Here is a 23,256-nt window from a genome sequence, read left to right on the forward strand (position 1 = left end):
GAAAGGCGGTCAGAATAGCTTGTTTCAAATCGGTGGTAAAAACTATGAAGTGTTGCAGGATCACAAGAATGGGTGGAATCCCGAAGCCTTTCGTGATCGCTATAGTGAAGTGTTGGATCGCTATGATTACATTATTGGCGATTGGGGTTACAATCAGCTTCGCCTGAAGGGGTTTTATCGAGAGGGGCACCCCAAAGCCAATAAGGATACATCCATTGTGGTATTGGACGATTATATTAATGAATACTGCAATTTTGGCTGTGCCTATTTTGTGCTGCAAAAAAGCCGTGAAGTTGAAAATAAGAACGGCACCAGTGATGACTTCGTTCCTCCCGACATCCAGCAGTTGGTAGATGCTCAAAGGGAACAAGCGGGAACGTTAGATTCCGAAGAGCACCAAGAGGTATCGCAGCCTTCAGCTGGACAAACGGAATGGCCGCAACCACAGCAGGATTCCGCAGCTACAGAGGAGTCACGAGTGGAACAGCCTTCAGAAGCCCGTGAACCACGCGAGTTGCAACGTAGGGAACCGAAGGATGCTCAGGAAGTGCGTGAACGACAGCCACGTGAAGCTCGCGAAAGTCGGCCATCCAGAGAAGGACGTGAAGGAAATCGGCAGCGTGAAGCACGTGATTCGCGCCAGCCAAGAGAACCGCGTGAAGCAAAGGATGGGCGAAGTTCGGGGGAAGGGCAGCAAGCCCGTGAACCACGTAGGCAGCGCAATCCGCAAGGAAATTTCGATAAAAAAGAATCGCGTGGGCCACGCTATGATCGCCAGCCCAAGGAAAATCGGGAGGGACGGCAAGTTCGTGTCTCGCATGAACCCGAGGGCCAGCGTCAAAAAAATAAAACATTCACATCTCCACAACAAAACGGTTCCTGAATTTTCAGGAGCCGTTTTGTTTGTAAGTTCCTCCAAGGCTGCCAAGTTATGACCAACTTTTTGCCTATTTAAAGTGGGGATATGCCCTCCTGATCAATTAAAAAAAGAGCCGGAGTCGGCTCTTTTACAAGTTCTAATTGAGAAAAGCGTTGCGTACCCGATCCCAAAATGGGAAAGGACGGTAACGAGCGAAGCTGATCTTCTGACTTGCAACCTGACATCGAACAGAGATTAAGTCATCCACAGGAAAGTTCAGGTGATCTACTGTCAGTAGAAGACGCTGATCTTTCCGTGAAAAAATATCACAATGATGATGTTTTGGCAGTAGCAGTGGTGATCCCAGTGTCCGGTACACACGGTTATTAATGGAAGCGATCTCAGTTAATTGCAATGCTTCGATGGTAGGGTGAACCATAGCTCCGCCAAGTGCCTTATTATAGGCGGTCGTTCCTGAAGGTGTAGAAACACATATACCGTCACCACGGAACATTTCAAAGGTGATATCGTTAATATCTACTTGGGCAACGACCGTGCCATCTACCCCTTTTAACGTAAACTCATTCAGGGCAATAAAAGAAGCATTGCCTGACTTCTTGTGAATTTCCAACTCAATCAGTGGATACTTAACGATTCTCGGGTTAAGCGGTCCCTCAGATCCGCTTTGGCTCATCAGGTGGATTAGCTCCTCCAGCTCGTCCGCACGCCAATCCGCGTAAAAGCCCAGATGACCGGTATGTACACCAACAAAGGCTATATCCGGAATGCGGTCAATGAAGGTATGAAACGCATGAAGCATCGTACCATCGCCTCCTATAGACACGACGATTTCCGGCGATTCGGCATCCAGCTTGAAATTCTTTTCTTGGGCAAGACGGTGAAATTGCTGACTCAAGTCCATGGAGTGCTGATCCCCGCGATCCAGAACATAATATCTCAAGATGAAAAGCTCCTTTGTCATGGGTATATACCGATCATAATCAATTATGAGCAAGAACACAATCGTTCATTGCCGGTGTATTCCTCTCAATCGTACGAATAAGCGATTTGTACCCACGCTTAACCAGGAGAGAGCCAGCATTCCAGTCAGTATACAAGCAAGAAGCAGCAGACTTTGCAGTAGCATAGCGGACGAGAAGCCAGGGGACCATGCGATATCATGTACCGGAGAAAAGACCGGAGAGCTTCCCTGTCCCATTAACGGGCGCCATAACACGAGAGCTAGCAGTGCGGAGATGATCCCATGCGCAGCCCGGGCCAGCAAAAATGGCATATAGCGGAGATTCGTCATATTTAAAATACTTGCAACCTGTGCATGGACCGATAGCCCGCCCCAGGAGAGAACAAAAGCTGCTGCAGCTACCTTGAACGGTAATGCCGCTGCTGCGGCTCCACCTGCAGCTTGCGCACCTAAAGTGACTTCAAAAATACCACCTACGATGGACTCTGTTAATGTAGGAGGAAGACCACAGGCAGACAATAGGCTAGCCGTAAGCAGATGTAGCCCGCTCATTAAGCCAGAGTTCGTCAAAGCTTCTAAAATGACGCAGAAGAATACAACCAGCCCTCCTACGACAATAATAAGGCGTAGGGAGGAAGCAATCGCCTGACGAAGCAACTCACCCAATGGACGTCCGTCTTCCAAACGTGCTGTATGCATAGCATATAACGCTTGGCGCAGTGGTCCAGGCTGCTTATTGCGACCTGTTGTTATTGTGTTAGCAGACTTCGACCAGTTTTTTTGAGGAGGCTGAGAACGTTCGCTGCGAATATCGTTTTTTTCTGAACGGGAACCATGAAAACGCATGAGTAGTCCGATGATGAGAACACCACCGTAATGGGCCGCTCCCAGTACGAGTGCAATTTCGGGTTGATGGAAGAAGCCAACCGAAACTGCACCGATCAGAAATATCGGATCAGAGGAAGTCGTAAACGCGACCAAACGTTCACCTTCAATGCGTGTGATCCATTTTTGCTCCCACAGCTTTGCGGTTAATTTGGCCCCTATAGGGTAGCCGGATGCACAGCTGACCGCAGCGACAAACCCCCCGCAGCCAGGTACACGGAATAGAGGTTGCATCAGTGGGTCCAGTAGCGCACCTATGAAATGAACAATTCCAAAGCCGAGAAGAAGCTCGGAAATAACGAAAAATGGGAATAAGGACGGGAATAGCACATCCCACCAGATGGCAAGACCGCGAAGCCCGGCATTCAGAGAAGATTGCGGATACGCGGCCATCAGTATGAATAGGAATAACAGCATAAGGATGAGCAAAGGAAGCGAGAAACGGCGATACAGCGACATAGAGGCCCCTCCTTTGGAGTTGTACTATTATACCTATGTCGGGGATGGACAAAGAGTACAAAAAAGTAAAGAAAACGATTACATGGAATGCTGTTTTTTTGTAAAGAGTATGTTAAAATAAAAAAACAACGATTCCATAACCTTAAGGATGGAGTGATCAGGATGAGTATCGTTGCCGGTCTGTTTGTATGTGCTTTTGTGTATGTAATTCGTGCCTCTCTCGTCCATCCCGGTGAAGAGGATTGGCGGAGTTATTAGTGGTATCATGGAATGACGAAGCGATGTGCATCGAAGCAAACCTCTTCATATGTTAAATTGATAAAATGACGCTTATTTTTAGCGTCATTTTTTGTTTTTTGTTATAATACGAGTGTATATTTATTACCATAGCACAGAAAGTTGGAGGAAAAGTGAATCCTAGCCTGAGCATTTATGACAACCTTGGGGGTGCAGAAGGTATTCGTGCTATTATTGAGGCCTTCTACCCGAGAGTTTATAAAGATCCGTTGTTAAGTCCCCTGTTTCCTAAAGACATGGAGCCGGTAAAGGAAAAGCAGTTTATGTTCCTGAGCCAGTTTTTTGGAGGGCCGTCCCTCTTTTCTGATGCATATGGTCATCCGATGTTACGTGCCAGACATATGAAGTTCCCCGTGACGGAGGAGCGAGCAGAGGCATGGTTGTCTTGTATGGCAGATGCGTTAACGGATACGGGAATTGAGGAGCCGCTTCGTTCCATCATACTTAGTCGTTTGTCCGGTCCTGCGCATCATTTTGTAAATACCCCGTAAGCTTTCGGGGATTGCCGAATTTTGGAGAGGGTTGTAAAAACATTGGAACTTGAACCGTTATATCAGATCAAAATCGTCTGCCCACAGTGCGAACAAGAATTTCAGACATCCCGTGTCAGACCAAGCCTAAAGAAGGCTATTCGTACCGATTCAGATTTTTGCGCTTATTATAAGAACGAAAATCCAGATTTTTATGTCGTACGGGTCTGTCCTCATTGTGGATTTACTTCGACAGAGCACTCTACCGTTCAGTTAAGCGATCAGCAAACCAAGCTATTTAAGGATAAAATTGGTAATCGCTGGCAGCCTCGCGAATATGGCGGGCATCGTAGCTGGGAAGAGGCATTAGAAACGTACAAATTGGGTTTACTCTGTGCACAGGTCATCGGAGAAAAGGAACGCGTAGTAGCCAGTCTATTGCAGCATATTGCATGGATGTACAGATACCAGGGGAATGAGGAGCAGGAGCTTCGCTTTCTCAAATTTAGTTTGGATTCCTATGTTCGAGTCTATGAGCTGGAGGGCGTCGGTGCGAATAATGCCAAACTGCTTTATCTGATTGGTGAACTGCATCGACGTACGGGTAACTTTAACGAAGCAGTGCGCTGGTTTTCGCGTGTCATTAATGACAAGAAAATTATGGATGCAGCGATGATTAGAGCTTCTCGTGAACAGTGGTCTGTCCTACGTGAACAAATGCTGGCAAAAAACTTCCAGCTACCTGAGGAAATGCAGAACGCAAGCTCCTCTTGAAGTAATAAAGGTGTGCACTATGAGCGATCTAAGCTCATGGTTCACACCTTGTTTGTAAAACGAGTTATCTTATCTTGCAACTGCCTCATAAGTTAATGATGGCGCAACGTGGTATCTGACAGCAAATAATCGTCGTCACAATCCACCAAAGTAACCTTGTTATGGCAGCATGGAAACACAAGCAGCTTTTTCATGCCTTCATGAATGAGCTTAAGCTCTTTGGGCTTCAGGGGTAGCAAGACGTTATCATGATTGCAAAACGGACAAGACTGTACATAAACATCTCCCATGACAATGTCATAAGGCCAGGTTTTATCAAAAGGAATCATGATTTGTCCGATTCTCCGCCGTTCGAGCCAGCGGTTTCTTCTTTAGCCAGTTCGGCCAGCTTTTGCATCAAAATGTGCTGGGGTGTATGCATAAGGTGTTCCAGCGGAATGCCGAGTTTTTCGGATAATTTCACAGCCGTTTCCGGCGAAATTTGTAAGGGTCTCATCCTGTTTTCCTCCTAATTGTAGTGATTGTATCATCACGATGTAGCTTTATTGTATATGAAACCACATGAATTCGCCAAAAAAGAAAGGTGGAACTATTATGAAAACACCGTTAAAGCAAACATGGGATCTGGAATCTATTTTTAGCGGAGGCTCTTCCTCTGCCTCATTTCATGCATTTTTGGAAGAACTGGAGAGCAAGGTCCAACAGCTGCAATCCCAGCTTAAAGTAGCCAAAGTGCCACAAACGGTGTTGGATACCGAGCGTCTGGATAGTGTTCTGAATAGCATACAGGAGCTGTTTAATGGAGCATCGCAGGCAGGTTCTTTTGTATCTTGTTTAACTGCTCAAAATCAGCATGACAAGCTGGCTGTTCAACTGGGGGCGCGTGTCAATTCATTATATGCCCAAGGGAAAAGTGCTTTAGTCGCTTTTCAGAACTTGCTGGCACAAACCAGTGAAGACATTTGGCAGAAGTGGATGGAGCGCGAAGCGATCAAGCCGATTTCTTTTGTCCTGACTGAATACCGGAACGAAGCGCGTGAAAAAATGGCTCCTGAGCTGGAGAGCCTTGCATTGGATTTGGCAGTGGATGGTTACCATGGCTGGGGTGACTTTTATGATACCATTGTCAAAAATATGACGATCCCTGTGCCTGAAAATGGTGAGATTGTAAACTTGTCTGTGGGTCAGGCAGCTAATAAGCTGGATGAAGCAGATCGCAGCGTACGTAAAGACGTATTTGCACGTTGGGAAGAGGCATGGACTCAGGTTGAGGACTATTGCGCCGATACACTGAATCATCTGGCAGGCTTCCGCCTCAAGCTATATGAAAACCGAGGCTGGACAGACGTGCTCAAGGAACCGCTGGAAATCAGCCGTATGTCAGCCCAAACGTTGGACACGATGTGGCAAGTGATTAATGAAACCAAGCCTATTGTAGTTAAATACCTGGAGCGGAAAGCCAAGCTTCTAGGCTTAGAAAAACTGTCCTGGCATGACATTGAAGCTCCGCTGGGAACATCAACCACTAAAATCTCTTACGACGATGCAGCCGCAACGATTGTTGAGCAATTTGGTAAATTTAGTTCGAGAATGGCTGACTTTGCCCAGATGGCTTTTGAGAAAAGCTGGATCGAAGCAGAGGATCGTCCAGGCAAACGTCCAGGCGGGTTTTGTACATCTTTGCGTCTAAGCAAAGAAACCCGTATTTTTATGACCTATGCCGGATCACCATCCAACGTTTCGACACTGGCCCACGAGCTCGGACACGGTTATCATCAGCATGTGATGAATGAATTGCATCCATTGAATCAAAATTATGCTATGAACGTGGCTGAAACGGCATCGACGCTGGCAGAACTGATTGTATCAGATGCTTTGCTGGAAGCTGCTGAGGGTCAGGAGAAGGTAGCTTTGCTGGAGGATAAAATTCAGCGTGGTGTAGCCTTCTTCATGAATATTCATGCCCGTTTCCTATTTGAAACCCGTTTCTACGAACTGCGGAAAAAAGGTGTTGTAGGAGCACAGCAATTAAGTGAGTTGATGGAAGAAGCGCAGCGTGAAGCGTTTTGTGATGTTCTGGATGAGGCTCATCCTCATTTTTGGGCTTCCAAGTTGCACTTCTATATTACGGAAACTCCTTTCTACAACTTCCCATACACATTCGGGTATATGTTCAGTGCAGGGATTTACGCTTTTGCGAAGGAAAATTCGGATGGCTTTGCCGACCAATATGATGCTTTGCTGCGTGATACAGGTCGCATGACAGTAGAAGAACTGGCCTCCAAGCACTTGGGTACCGATTTGACACAGGCTGACTTCTGGCGTAACGCCGCACAAGTTACTGTTCAGGATATTGAGCAATTTTTGCAAATGACAAAATAACCGAGTTATTTTAGAAGGTCTCCCGTAAGGGGGGCCTTTTTTGTGATTTTTGCAGAGGATGATGAATAAAGTCGCAAAATGTCGAAGTGTAATTGACACTACCTGTTAGCGAAATTTAAAATGATGGATATACTTAGAAAATAGTTATAAATACCCAATTATGTTGAATTTGATTGTAAGCTTAAAAACCTTGGCATATAATTGAGTCGTAAGACCTATTAAATATTTTTATATAAGGTATATAGGAGGGTTTTTTTGATGGATGAAGTAGGTCAATTGTCGTTGGCGAGGCAGATGGATATCGTTTTTAAAGAATTGGATAATGAACTGGCGGGTTTATCGTCAGGCATCGTATTTGTACAAATACGGAATAATGTAGTTGGTAAATTTGGGATTCGGCATAATCCAATTGCAGGCAAAGGTGGCACATTTGCAGCAGTAGAACCAGGCTTATCTGTACAGCATCGGGATCATTTTCGGCGTATGGCTCTGGAAACGCTAAATCACAAGCGTAGCTGGACTCATGGTGAGATTGCTTTCGATTTTGCCATCAGACAAGGAACAATCTTGGTAGATGCAACCTTAGAATCCAACTACAACATGGCGAATCTCATGATCCGCTATAACAAGCCTACATATCGCGCGGCTAAATCTGAATAATCATCGACATTAAAAAGAGCAAAGTAAAGAGCGGTCTTCTTATGAAGACCGCCTTTGTTATATACCCGTTATAACGTATTTTGGTAAATTACGATAACGGAATGCTCATGTGGAATAATGACGCTTATTGACCTGAACGACCTGATAATTGCTGTTCAGCCAGCTGTACTAAGCGTTTAGTGATATAGCCTCCAAGAGACCCAGCTTCACGGGACGGCATATCACCATAGTAACCGTCTGCCGGAATGGTGATGCCCAGTTCTTGCGCAGCTTCATATTTCAATTGTTGCAATGCGTTGTTGGCTTGAGGAACGACTAGAGTATTGCTACGACGTCCTCTGCCTTGATTGGCTTCATACATGTGTAGTCACCTCCTTCGGCTGTGATGAGGTTAGTATGCGACAGAGTTATGAAAATATGCGCCGAAGGAAGAAAAGTGACTATAGGGAAATTACGGATATATGATATGAATCTGAGTTTTGAGGTCGATGGATTGTTGAGGCTCCAGACGGATCAACCCACCATCTCCGACTGGGTCTGGAAAATTGGGAGCATCAGATAGCCAGGTATAAGGCTCAATGCAAAGATACTGATCGCATTCCCCTTTGGTATATAGCACCCAATATTTAAAGTATTGCTCATCTGCTGTGTAGCGGATTTGATAGCCATCATCACGAGTCAAAACAGCTTCAGCAGGGCCTTCCGTTGCTCGCAGCACAGTATCCAAATTTGTTCCTTTCAGACATAGACCTGAGGAGAGCTGTTCCAAATGATCTAAAGAAGTAATGACACCTGTAGGCAGCTGCTCAATATCCTGTTCGTATACTCCATTCACCGGTAGCTTCAGGCGCCAGCGCTCAGGCTCTCCATCCACCATAAACCAAGTGTGGTATCCCAAGCCGAATGGGGCTGTTTTTTCACCTAGATTTGTGACGCGTAGCGTTTGACTTAATACGGTGCCCTGCAAACGATACGTCATTTCCAGCCGCAAAGGAATGGGGTATTGTTCCATCCAGTGCGGATCACTTTCTGTCAGAAGCTCGGTTGTTACGCTGCAACCATCTTCATCCTCTTCAATATCGCTGCAACGCCAGGATTGATTGCGATGCAGACCGTGTATATGATTGTCGTTGGCTGTATTACGGTCAAACTGATATGGGACGCCGTCAAACTCAAATTGTCCTTTGCGAATTCGGCCAGGAGGAATCAAAATAGGTAAGCCAAAATGATATGGCTTTTGTAAATAAAATGCCAATTCTTCCTCGCCAGGTCGACGTACGATATCCCGGTTCAGCTTCAGATCACGCACGGAAATAATATTATTCCCGAGACGAGGGATCATTGTAACTTCCAATTCACCACTATGTAAAACATACGTGTCGTAACCGTTCCAGTGTTCTTTGGTCACTTGTTTCATATTCATGCTCCTTTGTCCACTATAATCGGTTGAAGCTTCGTGTCATTATGATAACAGATTTTTGGTCATATGGCACAATCGTCATTTGACAATAACAGTAAGCGGAATTATCATTAATGTAGCTTAGAAACTTAAAGAAATGACATGGATAACACGATGATGAGGACAAGTAAGCTTTTGCATAAGCTCTTCAGAAAGCTGGTGGTGGATGAGAACCGGTGAGCCTGCACTGCTGAATGGACCTTGGAGTGCCGCACAGAACAGGATTTTGCTTTCCTCAGTATGACGGCCGATTGCTCCCCGTTAACGGAGCTTTAAGATTGCAGCGGCCACGGGGGATAGCTCCGACAACTAATAGGCTGATGGCAATGAATAAGGGTGGTACCACGGTCTCGCGTCCCTTGAGGATGCGGGGCCTTTTTGCGTTCTAAAATATTGAAATAAACGGAGGAGGAAGAATATGAAAACCGTACTTTCAGGTATTCAGCCTAGTGGACAACTTACTTTGGGTAATTACATCGGCGCAATGAAAAACTTTGTTAAATTGCAAGAGGACCACCAATGTTACTTTATGGTTCCAGATCTTCATGCGATTACCGTACCGCAGGAACCAGCTCAATTACGCGAGCAGTCGGAGGCGGTGGCGGCATTATTTATCGCAGCGGGTATTAACCCAGAGAAATCCAACGTCTTTTTACAATCCCATGTTCCTCAGCACGCTGAGCTGGGATGGTTGATGACGACACTGACGAATATGGGCGAGCTCGAACGTATGACTCAGTTTAAGGACAAGTCTGCTGGCAAGGATTCCGTAGGAGCAGGGCTGTTCGTATATCCGTCGTTAATGGCAGCCGACATTTTGCTCTACAATGCGGATCTTGTCCCAGTAGGTGATGACCAGAAACAGCATCTGGAGCTGACACGGGATTTGGCGGGCCGCTTTAATCACCGTTATGGAGATTATTTTACTGTTCCCGAGCCGTATATCCCTGAAGTAGGGGCGAGAATTATGTCCCTGGATGATGCATCCAAAAAAATGAGCAAGAGTAATCCGAATGCAGGCAGTTTTATTGCGCTGCTGGACGATCCGAAAGTTATACGCAAAAAAATCAGCCGCGCCACTACCGATTCGGGCAGTGAAGTTAAATATGATCCGGCCAATAAACCGGAAATTAGTAATCTAATGAGCATTTACAGCCAGTGTTCCGGTTTGTCGCTCCAAGAAGTGCAGGATCGTTATGAAGGCCAAATGTACGGGACATTTAAAAAAGAACTGGCTGAGACGGTTGTAGCTATGCTTGAACCGATTCAGCAGCGCTATCGCGATATCCGGGAATCCGGTGAAATTGGACATATTTTGGCCCAATCCGCAGAGCGTGCTCAAGAAGCTGCTGAAGTCACGCTGTCTGCGGTTAAAGAGCGCATGGGCTTTTTGCCACGTGTACGCTAGAGCCCATTGAAGACAAGGCAGATGGGGTTTTCTACAAATTGACTTAAGAGCGACGTTGTCGGGCCTTGATTACGAAGCCCCAACCGATATTGCCGACAGATAAAAGCCCCAGTAATATAGCAAGCCAAGCAGAATAGCTGATGGATATAGCGGCTGCTGTCAGCAGGACAATGGATGAAACGGCGAACCATAGGGATAGACCTTTGCTCATGGTAAAAACCTCCAGCTTTCGAATGTTGAATTTCAGGAATAAGTAGATGTAAGTGAGCCATAATAATCTTGCAAGCTTGCAATGAACCTCACTCACAAAGAACTGAAAGGAGATTCAAATATGAGCAGACGTCGTTCAAACAACCTGCAAGTACCGCAGGCCAACGCCGCTTTACAACAATTAAAATATGAGGCAGCTCAAGAACTGGGCATCACCATCCCTCAGGACGGTTACTTCGGTAATGTCGTTTCCCGCGAAACAGGTTCTCTTGGGGGATACATCACGAAAAAGCTGGTCCAACAAGCAGAACAATCCTTGTCGGGCAGCAGCCGCTTGCAGTAATACACATAAACACTCCCATCTTGGAAGCTGTATTATGAGCAGCTGTGATGAAGGAAATCCGGAGCGATCATGCTCCGGATTTTTTTGTGCATGCTTACGACCATTGTGAATCACGTCAGTCTGCTTCGTCAAGAGGGCGCTTACATGAGATGCCTTTTTTACGGGAATGGTCAAAAAAACAGCAAGCCTCCGTTTAAGGGAGACTTGCTGCCTGTAAGTCACTGCGGCTTATTGTTAGCTTGTAAATATTTTTAATTCGTATGCAGGGAAAGACGTTTTTGCATTTTTTCGTCACTGAGCCATCCGATATAACTGTTGATCAGTCCGAATTGCTTATCCATCGCGACCACCGCCACGAATGGATATTGCCTCCGGTGTCGATACCTGACGTCTCCCCATCGCACAATATAACCCCACTCCAGTTCTTCCACCTCGGCGACGGCAAAGGAGGAAAAATAGCGAAATGCTTGCACATCGCGATAGGATGTAGAGGCTTCTACGGCTGGGTGTGTGGATGGAGTTGCGTGTTTCGTCCAAAATAAATGCTTACCATTTAATCCACCAATGTCATAGCTTCCATTCTGATGAGCTTTTACCACATGCCACCGGTTCCATGATACCGTGGGAATGATATAATAGGTGTCGCCTTCCTGACGTTTGTTGTCCATATCACGTACCGCTTTTCTGGTAATAAAATGACTCCAGGTTCGCCAAATGTAATACAGGCCAATAATGACGTACAGCGTAATAAATAAGGGAGCGGGCGGAACCAATCCGGTGACCCATAGCATTATCGCAGCAACATGAGTGCCGAAAATAAAGGGGTCAAAAATATGGATGATATTCCAAGATATCCACTTATTCGTGAACGGCCGAAATGCCTGGGTTCCGTACGTATTGAATAAATCTGTGAATACATGCAGGCAGACGGCAATCGTTACCCATAATGCTACATGACCCGGGGGCACATCCCTGAAGATCAGGCAAATCAGTCCCGTTATGGACAAGATCCATATCAACCAGAAGGGGATAGAATGCGACAGTCCACGGTGATTGCGAATATAGGCTGCATTATTTTTCAACCGAAGCAAGGTATCGAAATCCGGAGCTTGTGACCCTACGACTGTAGCGAGCAGTATGACTGCTGCTAGCTTGGGATCTCCGGCGACGACAGGATCAGTATAGGCCAGCCCGGCCAACCCGACTCCCATGACAAAGTGTGTGGCTGTATCCATATCTGTCGCTCCTTTTGTATTGTTTCCTGTACTTATTACTACCCAAATTTACTGTAAACGATCAACAGGGGTGATTTGCCATCTGAATTGTGAACGTTTTGTGCGTTTTCTGTCAAACTTTTTGGGGTAGGTATATGATAAAATTTATATCGGAGTTCAACTTACTCCCGAATTCATACATCTCTAAGGGGGAGTTACTCACAATGGATAATATTAGTTATAAGACTTCTTCGGATGCGGCTACCTATTCTGTAAAATCTAAACCACCCGGCAAGGCGGGCACTTGGAAAGATTTTATTACAGTTACCAAGCCAGGCATCCTTCGTACTAATCTGGTTGCAGCCTTCGGTGGTTTTTGGTTAGCATCGCAATGGGACGTTGACTATATAAAGTTAATTCTTACACTTCTAGGTACAATGTTGGTTATGGCATCTTCTTGTGTTTTTAACAACTACTTTGACCGTGAGTTGGATTTGAAGATGGAGCGGACACGTAATCGCTCACTGCCGACTGGGCGTCTGACCCCCACAACGGTGCTGTCATACGCTATTATTTTGGGCATCGTCGGATTGGCTGTTTTATTCTCCTTCTCTGGTGTGAAGGCAGGGCTACTGGGCATATTAGGTATGATTGTCTACGTTGGCATTTATACGCTCTGGTTGAAACGTTCGTCTACATGGAGTACATCCATCGGGGGTATTTCTGGGGCTATGCCTCCGGTAATTGGTTATGTGGCCGCATCGGGCCGTATCGATATGGGCGCTTGGCTCTTATTCGCACTACTGTTCTTATGGCAACCGCCTCACTTCTGGGCACTTGCCATTCGCAGAGTCGAGGAATATCGCGCAGCAGGATTTCCATTGTTGCCAGTCGTGAAAGGTATCCATCGGACTAAGATTCAGATGATTCCTTATATTGTGCTGCTGATTCCGGTACCCATCCTTATGTATGCTTATGGATATGCCGGTATGATTTTTATGATCGTGTCCGTGTTATTGTCCGTGCTTTGGGCATTTTATGCCTTTAAAGGCTTTACGATTAAGGAAGAAGAAACGGATTCTTGGGCAAAAAAAGTATTTTTCTTTTCCATTAACCATTTGACACTCAGCTTCTTGCTGATGATTGTTGATACGGTTCATAAGTTCTAATACCAATCTTAGAGGCATTGGTGATGGTGCACTATATAGCTGTCCAACAGGCATGAAATTGACCTGAGGACAGCTTTTTTATTTACAGGACTAAAGAACAGGAGGGTATATAATGTAATCCTCAAGCCCTGCTTTTTCCAACTGGGCAATCACATATTCATCCGGAGTACCTTCTACACCAGCATAGCCTTTGCGTGTATACATATGAAGTGCATCTGGAAAAGCGTCTGCAAGCACCCCTCTTATTTTTTTTCCTGAGCTGTCGTTGTCCATAAATAAATATATTTCGTCATGCTTAGTCCGCTGGCGGAGGGATTCCAATTTTATAGAGTTTAGTGTGCCGAAGGTGCATAAAATGTTGACCTCCGGATCGAGTAATCGGCGGAGTTTACTGCGGTCATTTTTTCCTTCGACAATCACGGTTATCGCCATTTTGCTCACCCCTTGCTTGATGCCTGTGCTCGAAATTCCCCGGGAAATGAAAGAATATGTGTATAGTTTAGCTCTAAAAGGGGTTCCCATGCAAAAAACAACAAAACAGCCTGCCAGAAGTGGCAGGCATAGGTACATAGTCAGCATATTAGGGCATATCAGACATCAGATCCAGCAAGTACGAAGAATGATGACGAGCAGAACATAAAGAACAAGAATGGTACCAGTCGAAGTGCCGAAAACAGGGCAAGGGCTTACAGGATGACAGTGGCTCACGGGCTGCACCTCCCTTTGTAAATGAATTGTTCAGTCAAATTAGTCTATGTTAAGTAGGGTATTAGGTACTGTGCGTATGCCCTCTAGAACGTATTTTGGGCTTTAGGTAGTATCTCAGCATGCCCCCTTAGTTGTAACTAGGAATGGTAAGGGCCCGAGGCAGATAGTGGTGGTGTAGGAGATAATCGCTGAATGGGAACGAATAGCAGGCCAGTCATCAGAATCAGAAATGCGATAAAAAAAGGAGATATGTGATCCGGAAGCTGACCCGCCAGTACAGGCCCGGCAAAGGAGCCGATAGACGTTGCAATGGATTGCAGGGCAAAGGTTTTGCCCAATCGAGCACCTCCAATCCGTATGAAGAGAGAGGCCAGCGCTGGAAAAATAATGCCTTTGGCTGTTCCCAAAATAAACAGGATAATGCCTATTATCGCTTCGGGCGTAGTGGCGAGTGCGTAGAAGCTTAAAGACATCAGAATAATGCCGCAAAGTAGCCTTACCATCGGTGAATATTTGTTCAGAAAAAGCAAACTGAGCGTACAGAGTGCTCCCAAACTGATGATGGAAAAGAGCAATCCGGTGGACATCATGGACGCAGAACCGTTATTTCGTAATGGGATCTCGTAAAATAAAATGCCTTGTGCGCACGCCAAAACAAAAGGTAGAAGCAGGTAACGCCAATTGAATGGTAACCGCGTCTGTGCTGCCGAGAGTGGAGCAGGTGTCGTATGACCATCAGATAATTGGGCCTGCGGAGCGGGTGCCTTTTTGGGTAAGGTGAAATAAGCCATAAGCCCCGTGATTACGAGAATGATACCAAGGGAACTAAATGTCTCGCTAAAGCCAAAGCTGGCAACGATAAATGCGCCTGCGGCAGGAGATAGAACAGAGGCCAACGTGTGGACGACACCATGTCCCGACATATATTTGCCCTGGGTAACCGGATGATCAGACAGTTGCGCCAGCATGGCCAGACAGGCTGGAGATAAAAAGGCCAACACATAGCCACTAATCGCACGCAGAAAAAGTAATTCCCACGGTGTATGAATGTACGATTGAATGATCAGGATCAGGCCTGCAGCTGTTAGGCTGAACATAATATATCGGCGACTGCCGTGTTTGTCGACTTTCGGACCTGCCATCAAGTTACCAGGCAGGTGAGTCAGAGAGTAAATTCCCATCATCCAACCGATAAAGGTAGGAGCTGCCCCCAAAGAGATGGCGAATGGTGTCAAAATAGGATATTGTGCATGCAGATCAAAAAAGGCAATGAACAAAAAGAGATACAGCCAGAGGGCTGTTTTCATGTGAATGACCCCCTTTCCTTAATGTAAACTTCCATCTTACTTCGTATTGGCCCTTCCTAAGTTGTACGCCAGATTGGACGAACATAGACCACTTTGTATGGACAAGAATTGAATGACAAGGTATGTATAAGACCTAAGCTGACAGGACATTGCGTAATCATGTATAATTACAGAGACAATTTTGCAATTTGAATCATGTAGTTGGAAACGGGAGTGTAGCGAATGGATAAGAACGTCTGGTCAGAGTTTTTGGAACATAATTGGCAGATCGTTCAGGATAACTGGCTGTATATAGTGATTGGGCTTGTCCTATTGTTAGTCATATTGAAGATTGTAAGAACTCTCGTAAAATGGCTGATCGTCATTGTTGTGATTGCAGGCTTGCTAGTCTACAGTGGTATTTCCTTTGAACAGGTTGGCAAGGTCGTGACTCAGGCAAAGGATGATGCAATTAACAAGGTTCAGAGCGAGGCTTTGAACATGATGATAAAAGAGGGGCAAAATGCCAAATACACCTCCAACGGAGATGGTACATTTACAGTGACCAGTTCCAACCTGGAAGTAAAGGGTCCGTTTGAGGGGGACAAGGTCAAGGTATGGTTTCAGGGAATGTCGCTGGGCGAATGGAGTATGAGTGACACAGTCAAGAAATATATCGAAAGCGCGAAAGACTTGGCTGCTGTACAGCAGCCACAGTCGCCGTAGAGACAGGAGGAACACAATGAACCCATCCTGGCTGGAGTCTATTCTTCATTGGAATGGCGTGACGGTGTTTCTGATCGCCATCGTAGTATTGTCGTTGATACAGGGGTGGAGGCGAGGGGCCTCCAGATCTGTAGGTGCGCTGTTTAGTCTCATTGTGGATGGCATACTCACTGTGGCGGGCATTTTGTGCTCGCTCGGGTTAGCCATGTGGCTTTCACCGAAGGTGCAACAATGGCTGGCAGCTTATATGGGGCATTTGCCACAGCGAAAACTAAGTGGGATTGAGCAATTCTATTATACGCTTGTGGCGGGGATAGAGGGTTTTCCGCTGCTGCGGTTCGCCGTATTGTTCATGCTCAGTTATGCTATTGCCCAGTTTATACTGCGTGCCATTTATGTGTTGATGGTAGGTGGCAAATCAGATTCCTCCCTCCATGAGCATCAAAAGAAATCGGGCTTTTTCAGCAGAGTGGCAGGGGCCGGCATAGGTACTCTTATTGGTGGAGCTCGTGCCATGATGATCATAGCCCTGCTGTTCATAGGCGTAAGTCTGTATCCAGACAGCGGGTTTAGCAGCTACGTACAAGCTTCGCCGGTTTATAAGCAAGGTGCGCAATCGGTCATTGAGCCGCTGTCCGGGACTCTGATTAAGGATAAGCTGCCCGTATTTACGCAGGCTGTTACCAAGGAATTGAATGGTATCATGCAGCGCAAATATGAAATAATCGACCGGGACATTCCAAGCGAGATCGTTCAGGCAGCGGCCAAGATTACAGAAGGGGCTAGCGGTGACGAGCAAAAAGCCAGAGCGTTGTATGAATGGGTAGGCACCCGTATTAGCTATGATTACAGTAAGGTGGAAGCCTATGAGCAACGTGGTGACTGGCATGAACAGACTCCCAGAGATACGTTTGATACACGTAAAGGAGTGTGCATTGATTATGCCCGCCTTTACTCAATGATGGCTCGTTCGCAGGGACTACAGGTCAAGGTTGTAACAGGCCTTGGATACAACGGACAGGGAGGATACGGGTCCCATGCCTGGAATGAGGTATATTTGAGCGGACAGGATCAGTGGGTACCGCTGGACCCGACCTGGGCACAAAGTGGAGACTGGTTTAACCCGCCAGGTTTTGCCCAAACACATATCAAGGATAAAGTGATTTAAGAAGGAGTGGAAAAGGGCACATGAGAAAGATGGACAACGAGCAAGGAAAAGACAATGAGACATCCGACCGAAAAAGATTTAGCTTCCGGATCAATCTGTTCTTTTTCAGCTCGTTCATTATATTTACAGTCATTATTGTAAGATTGGCGATACTTCAATTTGTAGATGGACCTCAGCTCAAACAGCAGGAGGCCAGTAATGTTACCAAAAATGTACCACTTACGCCGATTCGCGGAACGATTTATGATTCAACCGGGCAGAACAGACTGGCGTATTCGACACCTGTACAATCGCTGTATATCACGCTCTCCAAGAACTATAGCGACCTTTTGGAGAAATCGCGTAAGCCTGATAAAAAGCTGTTGCCTGAGCTGGAAAACATGACACAAAAGCTGGCAAATCGATTTGCCCAATATGGTAATAAAGATGAGCCAAAAATGACGGCAGAACAAATTATGGACGCTATGGATCGGAACTATCAGCGATTTAGCGGTTTTACGCCGCGTCTGATTAAAACGAATCTTACTCCAGACGAAGTCGCTTATTTTATGGAGCATAAAAGTGAGTTTCCGGGCGTAGATGTCGTAGAGGAAACGGTACGTCATTACGATCCTGATACGGTAGCTGTTCAAGCGGTCGGTTATATTAAAAGTTATAAAAGTGCGCGTGAAACATTGGATAAATATAAGAATATTCAAAAATCCATGTCAGCTGAAAATGATCCGGGCCTCATCTATATGGATAACGAATCTGTTGGCTTTGATGGACTGGAATATCAATATCAAGAACAATTACGAGGGAAAAATGGTTATAAAACGGTTCCGATTGATCCGCGCAATATGCCGGAGGGTGTAGATTCTGTTACTCCTCCGCAAAAAGGGGATAATGTCTATTCCACGATTAACAAAGAAATTCAGGTGAAGACTGAAAATGCCATTATGGATCAATTGAGATGGCTCCATACACACGCTGTATCCGGCAGGACTCATCCTTATGCGAAAACGGGCTTTGCTGTAGCGATGGAAGTAGATACCGGAAATGTGGTAGCTATGGCTAGTATGCCGGATTATGATGCAAATTATTGGCAAACGGGTACGATTTCAAAAGACAAATATGAAGAGATAAAACATGTGTATCAAAACGCTACAATAAAGAATGTTGGCTCAGGCCAACCTGGACAGCATCCAGATTCTACAGTGCTTCTGGGATCTACAATTAAGCCGCTGTCTGTTCTTATTGGATTGGAAGAAGGACTGTTTACAACAAATACGTACTATCAAGACACAGGAGCAGCTTATTTCGGACGGAACAACTCTTCACGGGTACGCAACGCATCTGGTCATGTGTACGGTTCAATGGACCCGGCTACCGCTATTCGCCATTCCTCCAATGCCTTTATGGTCGATATGGTTGGCAAGCGCTTATATAACAAATATATTAATAACGCAGCAGAAGACCAAGGTGTTAACGTATGGGACCGCTACATGAAGGAATTTGGATTAGGTGTTTCTACTGGAGTAGACTTGCCTGGTGAGTTCCTGGGTTGGCGAGAGTATACGAGGAGTAAATCCGAGTCTGCACTTTCCAAATTAGCATATGCATCCTTTGGTCAACAAGGTAAATATACGCCTATGCAACTTGCTCAGTATACAACGATGATTGCTACAAAAGGCAAACGTATGGAGCCGCATTTGGTCAGTCAAATTAAAGATACCAATGGTAATGTGGTCCAGACGTTTAAGCCGAAGGTGCTGAATGAAGTGAACTTCCCGGATGCATACTGGAATGAAGTCATACGCGGAATGGCAACAGATGTCAGCGCATTTAACGGCTTTCCATATGATTTTGCTCGCAAAACGGGGACATCACAGCAGGTTGTAGGCAGAGGACTAAAAGATAACGGAGTATTTATCGCCTTTGCACCACGTCAGAATCCTAAACTTGCAGTAGCAGTTGTCATTCCTGAAGGGGGCTTCGGGGCTTGGAGCGCCGGACCTGTGGCGCGTAAAATATTTGATGCTTACGACGAAGTGTACGGTCTGGACGGTGTTCCTAAGAAAAAGGATGCAGCGACAGCCGATTCCAATGCAGCCAAACAGCCATAATTATTTTTATACAGATACTATTTCAGGTAAGCTTCCCTTAGCCATTGGGCTAAGGGAAGCTTTTTTTGTTTTTTTGTATGTTTTCTTACAAAATTGTCATCTGGGAATTCATCGTTTATTGCTTTGGATATGGTAGGATCAGGAATATAAAACCTAACTGAAAGGAGTAATGACCAGCTAATATGGACAGAGGAAGTTTGGATAAAAAGTTTTCATTTAAAAAGAAAAATGTTGAAGAGAATGAAGAGTCACGAAAAAAACGGACGGTTTTACGAACCAACCTACTGTTTTTTAGTACTTTTGTGCTGTTTGCCCTGATCATTACCAGACTAGCTGTATTGCAGTTTGTACAATCGGAGGAGCTCAAAGGCCAGCAGCAATCCGTAAATACGAAAAATGTCCCGTTAGCCCCGAGTCGCGGCACGATTTATGACTCCACGGGTACGGTTAAGCTGGCGTATTCGACTTCAGTACAGTCCTTGTATGTAACTTTATCTAAGGATTATAGCAAACGTACGGAGAAAGATCGCAAGCCGGGGGAAAAGCTGCTCCCTGAGCTTGATGCTTTTGCTGCCAAGCTTGCTGCCAAATTAAACGAACTGGGTCGTACCGAAGGAGAGCAGCTTAATGCAGAGGAAATAAAAAAGCGACTGGACCCGGACTATAATCAATATAGGGGATTTACCCCACGTTTGGTCAAATCCGACTTGAGTCGGGAGGAAATCGCTTATTTTCTGGAACATCGGACAGAGTTCCCTGGTGTAGAGGTTGTAGAAGAAAGTGTACGCCATTATGACCCGGATCGGGTAGCGGTACAAACGATTGGATATATGTATAAGTTCAAAGGAGCTAGAACGAACCGGTCCAAATATAAAGAGCTCTATGAAGCTAATTCGGAGGTTTTAAAACCGGCACAGGTGTATTCGGAAAGTGAAACGGTCGGATATGATGGCTTGGAACTTCAGTACCAGGATGAGCTGAGAGGAAAAAACGGATATAAAACGGTAGAAGTCAATCCGCGCAGCATGCCGGAGGGTATTGAATCCATTACTCCTCCGGAAAAAGGACATCATCTATACTCCACCATCAACAAGGAAATTCAGCAGAAAACCGAACAGGCCATTATGGATCAGCTTCGCTCGCTTCATACTCATGCCGTATCAGGGGAGCTTCATCAAGACGCGACCACTGGCTTCGCTGTAGCGATGGAGGTAGAGACCGGAAATGTCGTGGCAATGGCCAGCATGCCGGATTATGACTCTAATGTATGGAAAAGTGGGAGTACCTCGCCTTCGGTATATGACGAAATTCAGCATAAAATGGGAAATGGAACAATTAAATCCGTACCTAGCGGAAAAGCGGGTCCACATCCAGAATCCTCGGTGATTCTGGGTTCAACCATTAAACCGCTAACCGTGCTGATCGGGTTGAAGGAAAACCTGTTTTCTCCCGGACAGACTTATCAGGATACGGGAAGTGCGTACTACGGCAAAAATCGCTCCAGCCGGGTTGGGAACTCTAGCGGACATGTGTATGGTACTTTGACACCTAGCAGGGCAATTGAGGTCTCGTCGAATACGTTTATGGTGGATATGATCGGCAAGCCGCTGTATGCCAAATACGGAAGTAATGCAGGGGTGCATCAGGGAATTGATGTATGGGACAAGTATATGAAAGAATTTGGATTAGGCGTTCCGACTGAAGTCGATCTGCCGGGCGAGTGGGCAGGCAGACTTGAGTATACGAGCAAGCATGAAAGTGCGCTGACACGTTTGGTACAGGCATCCTTTGGTCAGCAAGGGAAATATACAGCGATGCAGCTGGCCCAGTATACGACTGTGCTGGCAACCAAGGGCAAGCGAATGCAGCCTCATTTAGTCAGTAAAATTGTGGATGACCAGGGGAATCTCGTACGTGAGTTTAAGCCGAAGGTGCTGAATGAGGTCGCTTTTTCAGATACGTACTGGAATACTGTGATTCGCGGCATGGCTACCGATGTTAAAGCCTTTAACGGATTTCCCTATGATTATGCCCGCAAAACGGGGACTTCTCAGCAGGTGGTGGGACGTACGGTTAAAGATAATGGGGTGTTCATCGCTTTTGCTCCACGCCAAAATCCGAAGCTGGCTGTAGCGGTTATCATTCCTGAAGGGGGCTTTGGTGCGACGAGTGCGGGACCGGTTGCGCGTAAAATATTTGATGCGTATGACGAAGTATACGGGCTTGATGGTAATCCTAAAAAGCCTCTGGTAGCGAAATAAGGACTTGAATACTTTTGTGGGCTTCTCTTTTTCATGGTAAAATGTCGTTGGACATAAGGGACAACAGGAGGAAGAGAGACCATGGGAGAAAACCAATATAAATACAAACTGCTTGCGCTCGACATGGATGGAACTTTACTGAATGATAATCATGAAATAAGCTTGGAAACGATTAACTGGATTAATAAGGCGATTCAGAAAGGGATTCATGTATGCTTGTCCACCGGACGTGCAGCGATGCATGCTTTGCCTTACGGTCAGCAACTCGGTCTGGAGACGCCAATGGTAACTGTAAACGGCAGTGAAGTATGGAAATCACCTCACGAATTGTGGCGCCGCTATTTACTTGATAAGGAGCTTATTCGCAAGATGCACCAGATTGCCGTAGAAACAGGCTCCTGGTTCTGGGCTTACTCAACCGAGGAGTTATACAACAGAGATCGTTGGCCGGACACATTGGACACACAGGAATGGCTCAAATTCGGTTTTAATACGGAAAATGACGAAATTCGCCATCAAATTTTGCTCAAGCTTCAGGAGATGGGTGGACTTGAAATTTCCAATTCTTCGATGACGAATCTGGAAATTAATCCGGCCGGTATATCCAAAGCCAGTGGCATCGCTGAAGTGTGCGACCTGCTCGGCATTACCATGGAGCAGGTGGTTGCCGTTGGCGACAGTTTGAATGACCTGGCTGTGATTCAAGCGGCTGGACTGGGCGTAGCGATGGGGAATGCTCAGGATACGGTAAAAGAAGCCGCTAATGTGGTTGTGGCTTCGAATAATGAGGACGGCATTGTAGAAGTGATTCGAGATTATGTGCTTGTGTAATAAAATGAATAGTGCACAAGCAAGATGAATAGACGAGAAGGAGGAGGCCCATGGACGTTGTAGGTTGGATTGTTGTCATTGTACTGTTCATTGTGGGCATGGCGGGAGCGGTGTATCCCGTATTGCCGGGGGCGCTCGCCATTTATTTTGCATTTTTTGTATACGGCTGGTTTTTCTCGTTTGCTCCATACAATGCTTTGTTTTGGATTATACAAACACTAATCGTCGTTGCCCTTTTTATTGCGGATTATGCTGTGAATGCGTGGGGAGTCAAGCGATTTGGCGGCTCGCGTTTATCAGCGATCCTTAGTACAGTAGGAATCATTATTGGCCCTTTCGTTATTCCGGCATTCGGTCTGATTTTGGGACCATTTATCGGTGCTGTGCTGGGTGAACTGATTGGTAAAGCCCCGCTGGATCGAGCTATAAAAGTGGGCTTTGGCTCCGTCTTGGGCCTGTTTACTAGCACCGTGATGAAAGTAATTTTGCAGCTTGCCATGATTATTGTATTCTTGATTTGGGTGTTTTAACCAGAGATTCGTTTATTATGATTTGCAGAGACAGAATCGACATGCGGCTCCGCACCGGTGATGGCTCAGG

General features: G+C 45.9%; 24 protein-coding genes. 14 read left to right on the forward strand and 10 right to left on the reverse strand.

Annotated features, from left to right (window positions below; translation table 11 throughout):
• Positions 1–19: 19 nt before the first annotated feature.
• Entirely contained in the window at positions 20–883 is an 864-nt protein-coding gene (locus ACXHJ2_RS02865; RefSeq protein ID WP_165083707.1) for a YutD family protein, read from the forward strand.
• Between the two features lie 133 nt (positions 884–1,016).
• Here the strand turns inward: ACXHJ2_RS02865 and ACXHJ2_RS02870 are convergent, their stop codons facing one another.
• Entirely contained in the window at positions 1,017–1,820 is an 804-nt protein-coding gene (locus ACXHJ2_RS02870) for an NAD kinase (protein ID WP_013372943.1), read from the reverse strand.
• A 66-nt stretch (positions 1,821–1,886) separates the two neighbouring features.
• On the reverse strand, positions 1,887–3,185 hold the full coding sequence (ylbJ, locus tag ACXHJ2_RS02875) for a sporulation integral membrane protein YlbJ (protein ID WP_165083705.1): 1,299 nt from the start codon (positions 3,183–3,185) through the stop codon (positions 1,887–1,889).
• Positions 3,186–3,595: 410 nt separating this feature from the next.
• Between ylbJ and ACXHJ2_RS02880 the strand changes: the two genes are divergently transcribed.
• Together ACXHJ2_RS02880 and ACXHJ2_RS02885 are read left to right on the forward strand one after the other, a co-directional pair.
• Complete coding sequence (locus ACXHJ2_RS02880) at positions 3,596–3,973, forward strand: globin domain-containing protein (RefSeq protein WP_013372940.1); 378 nt, start codon at positions 3,596–3,598, stop codon at positions 3,971–3,973.
• Positions 3,974–3,994: 21 nt separating this feature from the next.
• On the forward strand, positions 3,995–4,726 hold the full coding sequence (locus ACXHJ2_RS02885) for a DUF2225 domain-containing protein (protein ID WP_013372939.1): 732 nt from the start codon (positions 3,995–3,997) through the stop codon (positions 4,724–4,726).
• Between the two features lie 92 nt (positions 4,727–4,818).
• On the opposite strand, the gene ACXHJ2_RS02890 is transcribed toward ACXHJ2_RS02885, so the two are convergent.
• Together ACXHJ2_RS02890 and ACXHJ2_RS02895 are read right to left on the reverse strand one after the other, a co-directional pair.
• The gene (locus tag ACXHJ2_RS02890) at positions 4,819–5,055 is read right to left on the reverse strand and encodes a hypothetical protein (protein WP_013372938.1); all 237 of its coding nucleotides are present in this window, start codon (positions 5,053–5,055) and stop codon (positions 4,819–4,821) included.
• Positions 5,052–5,222, reverse strand: coding sequence for a YycC family protein (locus tag ACXHJ2_RS02895; protein ID WP_080683342.1), 171 nt, complete (start codon positions 5,220–5,222; stop codon positions 5,052–5,054). The genes ACXHJ2_RS02890 and ACXHJ2_RS02895 overlap by 4 nt, the downstream gene beginning before the upstream one ends.
• A 98-nt stretch (positions 5,223–5,320) precedes the next feature.
• Between ACXHJ2_RS02895 and ACXHJ2_RS02900 the strand changes: the two genes are divergently transcribed.
• Together ACXHJ2_RS02900 and ACXHJ2_RS02905 are read left to right on the forward strand one after the other, a co-directional pair.
• Positions 5,321–7,108: a M3 family oligoendopeptidase gene (locus ACXHJ2_RS02900; protein ID WP_165083703.1), complete on the forward strand. Its 1,788-nt coding sequence runs from the start codon at positions 5,321–5,323 to the stop codon at positions 7,106–7,108.
• Between the two features lie 258 nt (positions 7,109–7,366).
• Positions 7,367–7,768, forward strand: a complete 402-nt coding sequence (locus tag ACXHJ2_RS02905; RefSeq protein WP_013372935.1) for a hypothetical protein — start codon at positions 7,367–7,369, stop codon at positions 7,766–7,768.
• 124 nt (positions 7,769–7,892) lie between these two features.
• Here the strand turns inward: ACXHJ2_RS02905 and ACXHJ2_RS02910 are convergent, their stop codons facing one another.
• Both ACXHJ2_RS02910 and ACXHJ2_RS02915 read right to left on the reverse strand, forming a co-directional pair.
• Entirely contained in the window at positions 7,893–8,129 is a 237-nt protein-coding gene (locus tag ACXHJ2_RS02910) for an alpha/beta-type small acid-soluble spore protein (protein WP_013372934.1), read from the reverse strand.
• Between the two features lie 90 nt (positions 8,130–8,219).
• A complete protein-coding gene (locus ACXHJ2_RS02915; protein WP_165083701.1) occupies positions 8,220–9,185 on the reverse strand; it encodes an aldose 1-epimerase in 966 nt (321 codons plus the stop codon).
• Positions 9,186–9,645: 460 nt separating this feature from the next.
• Here ACXHJ2_RS02915 and trpS point away from each other — a divergent pair, with 460 nt between their 5' ends.
• Positions 9,646–10,635 carry a tryptophan--tRNA ligase gene (trpS, locus tag ACXHJ2_RS02920; protein WP_058830386.1) on the forward strand — a complete coding sequence of 330 codons (990 nt, stop codon included), beginning with the start codon at positions 9,646–9,648 and terminating at the stop codon, positions 10,633–10,635.
• 43 nt (positions 10,636–10,678) lie between these two features.
• Here the strand turns inward: trpS and ACXHJ2_RS02925 are convergent, their stop codons facing one another.
• On the reverse strand, positions 10,679–10,846 hold the full coding sequence (locus ACXHJ2_RS02925) for a hypothetical protein (protein WP_016324694.1): 168 nt from the start codon (positions 10,844–10,846) through the stop codon (positions 10,679–10,681).
• A 120-nt stretch (positions 10,847–10,966) separates the two neighbouring features.
• Here ACXHJ2_RS02925 and ACXHJ2_RS02930 point away from each other — a divergent pair, with 120 nt between their 5' ends.
• Positions 10,967–11,188, forward strand: a complete 222-nt coding sequence (locus ACXHJ2_RS02930) for an alpha/beta-type small acid-soluble spore protein (RefSeq protein ID WP_013311857.1) — start codon at positions 10,967–10,969, stop codon at positions 11,186–11,188.
• A 251-nt stretch (positions 11,189–11,439) separates the two neighbouring features.
• On the opposite strand, the gene ACXHJ2_RS02935 is transcribed toward ACXHJ2_RS02930, so the two are convergent.
• The gene (locus ACXHJ2_RS02935) at positions 11,440–12,423 is read right to left on the reverse strand and encodes a metal-dependent hydrolase (RefSeq protein ID WP_025674151.1); all 984 of its coding nucleotides are present in this window, start codon (positions 12,421–12,423) and stop codon (positions 11,440–11,442) included.
• A gap of 203 nt (positions 12,424–12,626) precedes the next feature.
• Here ACXHJ2_RS02935 and cyoE point away from each other — a divergent pair, with 203 nt between their 5' ends.
• Positions 12,627–13,571 (forward strand): heme o synthase, encoded by a 945-nt coding sequence (gene cyoE / locus ACXHJ2_RS02940; protein WP_013372928.1) that lies wholly within the window; start codon positions 12,627–12,629, stop codon positions 13,569–13,571.
• 90 nt (positions 13,572–13,661) lie between these two features.
• Here cyoE and ACXHJ2_RS02945 read toward each other — a convergent pair whose 3' ends face one another.
• Both ACXHJ2_RS02945 and ACXHJ2_RS02950 read right to left on the reverse strand, forming a co-directional pair.
• Positions 13,662–14,003, reverse strand: coding sequence for a toprim domain-containing protein (locus ACXHJ2_RS02945; protein WP_165083699.1), 342 nt, complete (start codon positions 14,001–14,003; stop codon positions 13,662–13,664).
• 413 nt (positions 14,004–14,416) lie between these two features.
• Entirely contained in the window at positions 14,417–15,586 is a 1,170-nt protein-coding gene (locus ACXHJ2_RS02950) for an MFS transporter (RefSeq protein WP_013372926.1), read from the reverse strand.
• Between the two features lie 222 nt (positions 15,587–15,808).
• On the opposite strand from ACXHJ2_RS02950, the gene ACXHJ2_RS02955 reads away from it, so the two are divergent.
• The 6 genes from ACXHJ2_RS02955 to ACXHJ2_RS02980 all read left to right on the forward strand — a co-directional run bounded on the left by ACXHJ2_RS02955 (position 15,809) and on the right by ACXHJ2_RS02980 (position 23,186).
• Positions 15,809–16,291, forward strand: a complete 483-nt coding sequence (locus ACXHJ2_RS02955; RefSeq protein WP_013372925.1) for a hypothetical protein — start codon at positions 15,809–15,811, stop codon at positions 16,289–16,291.
• 16 nt (positions 16,292–16,307) lie between these two features.
• Positions 16,308–17,459 (forward strand): transglutaminase domain-containing protein, encoded by a 1,152-nt coding sequence (locus ACXHJ2_RS02960; RefSeq protein WP_165083697.1) that lies wholly within the window; start codon positions 16,308–16,310, stop codon positions 17,457–17,459.
• Between the two features lie 20 nt (positions 17,460–17,479).
• Complete coding sequence (locus tag ACXHJ2_RS02965; RefSeq protein WP_165083695.1) at positions 17,480–19,564, forward strand: peptidoglycan D,D-transpeptidase FtsI family protein; 2,085 nt, start codon at positions 17,480–17,482, stop codon at positions 19,562–19,564.
• Between the two features lie 182 nt (positions 19,565–19,746).
• Positions 19,747–21,825: a peptidoglycan D,D-transpeptidase FtsI family protein gene (locus ACXHJ2_RS02970; RefSeq protein ID WP_165083693.1), complete on the forward strand. Its 2,079-nt coding sequence runs from the start codon at positions 19,747–19,749 to the stop codon at positions 21,823–21,825.
• Positions 21,826–21,906: 81 nt separating this feature from the next.
• On the forward strand, positions 21,907–22,656 hold the full coding sequence (locus ACXHJ2_RS02975; RefSeq protein WP_165083691.1) for a Cof-type HAD-IIB family hydrolase: 750 nt from the start codon (positions 21,907–21,909) through the stop codon (positions 22,654–22,656).
• A gap of 50 nt (positions 22,657–22,706) precedes the next feature.
• Entirely contained in the window at positions 22,707–23,186 is a 480-nt protein-coding gene (locus ACXHJ2_RS02980; RefSeq protein ID WP_013372920.1) for a DUF456 domain-containing protein, read from the forward strand.
• Positions 23,187–23,256: the final 70 nt, after the last annotated feature.

This window comes from Paenibacillus sp. ALE3 (genome assembly GCF_054113405.1).

Coding starts and splice junctions, on each gene's coding strand:
- ylbJ (WP_165083705.1), bottom strand. CDS start 3,185: ATGTCGCTGTATCGCCGTTTCTCGCTTCCTTTGCTCATCCTTATGCTG.
- ACXHJ2_RS02890 (WP_013372938.1), bottom strand. CDS start 5,055: ATGATTCCTTTTGATAAAACCTGGCCTTATGACATTGTCATGGGAGAT.
- ACXHJ2_RS02895 (WP_080683342.1), bottom strand. CDS start 5,222: ATGAGACCCTTACAAATTTCGCCGGAAACGGCTGTGAAATTATCCGAA.
- ACXHJ2_RS02900 (WP_165083703.1), top strand. CDS start 5,321: ATGAAAACACCGTTAAAGCAAACATGGGATCTGGAATCTATTTTTAGC.
- ACXHJ2_RS02905 (WP_013372935.1), top strand. CDS start 7,367: ATGGATGAAGTAGGTCAATTGTCGTTGGCGAGGCAGATGGATATCGTT.
- ACXHJ2_RS02910 (WP_013372934.1), bottom strand. CDS start 8,129: ATGTATGAAGCCAATCAAGGCAGAGGACGTCGTAGCAATACTCTAGTC.
- ACXHJ2_RS02915 (WP_165083701.1), bottom strand. CDS start 9,185: ATGAAACAAGTGACCAAAGAACACTGGAACGGTTACGACACGTATGTT.
- trpS (WP_058830386.1), top strand. CDS start 9,646: ATGAAAACCGTACTTTCAGGTATTCAGCCTAGTGGACAACTTACTTTG.
- ACXHJ2_RS02925 (WP_016324694.1), bottom strand. CDS start 10,846: ATGAGCAAAGGTCTATCCCTATGGTTCGCCGTTTCATCCATTGTCCTG.
- ACXHJ2_RS02930 (WP_013311857.1), top strand. CDS start 10,967: ATGAGCAGACGTCGTTCAAACAACCTGCAAGTACCGCAGGCCAACGCC.
- ACXHJ2_RS02935 (WP_025674151.1), bottom strand. CDS start 12,423: ATGGATACAGCCACACACTTTGTCATGGGAGTCGGGTTGGCCGGGCTG.
- cyoE (WP_013372928.1), top strand. CDS start 12,627: ATGGATAATATTAGTTATAAGACTTCTTCGGATGCGGCTACCTATTCT.
- ACXHJ2_RS02945 (WP_165083699.1), bottom strand. CDS start 14,003: ATGGCGATAACCGTGATTGTCGAAGGAAAAAATGACCGCAGTAAACTC.
- ACXHJ2_RS02950 (WP_013372926.1), bottom strand. CDS start 15,586: ATGAAAACAGCCCTCTGGCTGTATCTCTTTTTGTTCATTGCCTTTTTT.
- ACXHJ2_RS02955 (WP_013372925.1), top strand. CDS start 15,809: ATGGATAAGAACGTCTGGTCAGAGTTTTTGGAACATAATTGGCAGATC.
- ACXHJ2_RS02960 (WP_165083697.1), top strand. CDS start 16,308: ATGAACCCATCCTGGCTGGAGTCTATTCTTCATTGGAATGGCGTGACG.
- ACXHJ2_RS02965 (WP_165083695.1), top strand. CDS start 17,480: ATGAGAAAGATGGACAACGAGCAAGGAAAAGACAATGAGACATCCGAC.
- ACXHJ2_RS02970 (WP_165083693.1), top strand. CDS start 19,747: ATGGACAGAGGAAGTTTGGATAAAAAGTTTTCATTTAAAAAGAAAAAT.
- ACXHJ2_RS02975 (WP_165083691.1), top strand. CDS start 21,907: ATGGGAGAAAACCAATATAAATACAAACTGCTTGCGCTCGACATGGAT.
- ACXHJ2_RS02980 (WP_013372920.1), top strand. CDS start 22,707: ATGGACGTTGTAGGTTGGATTGTTGTCATTGTACTGTTCATTGTGGGC.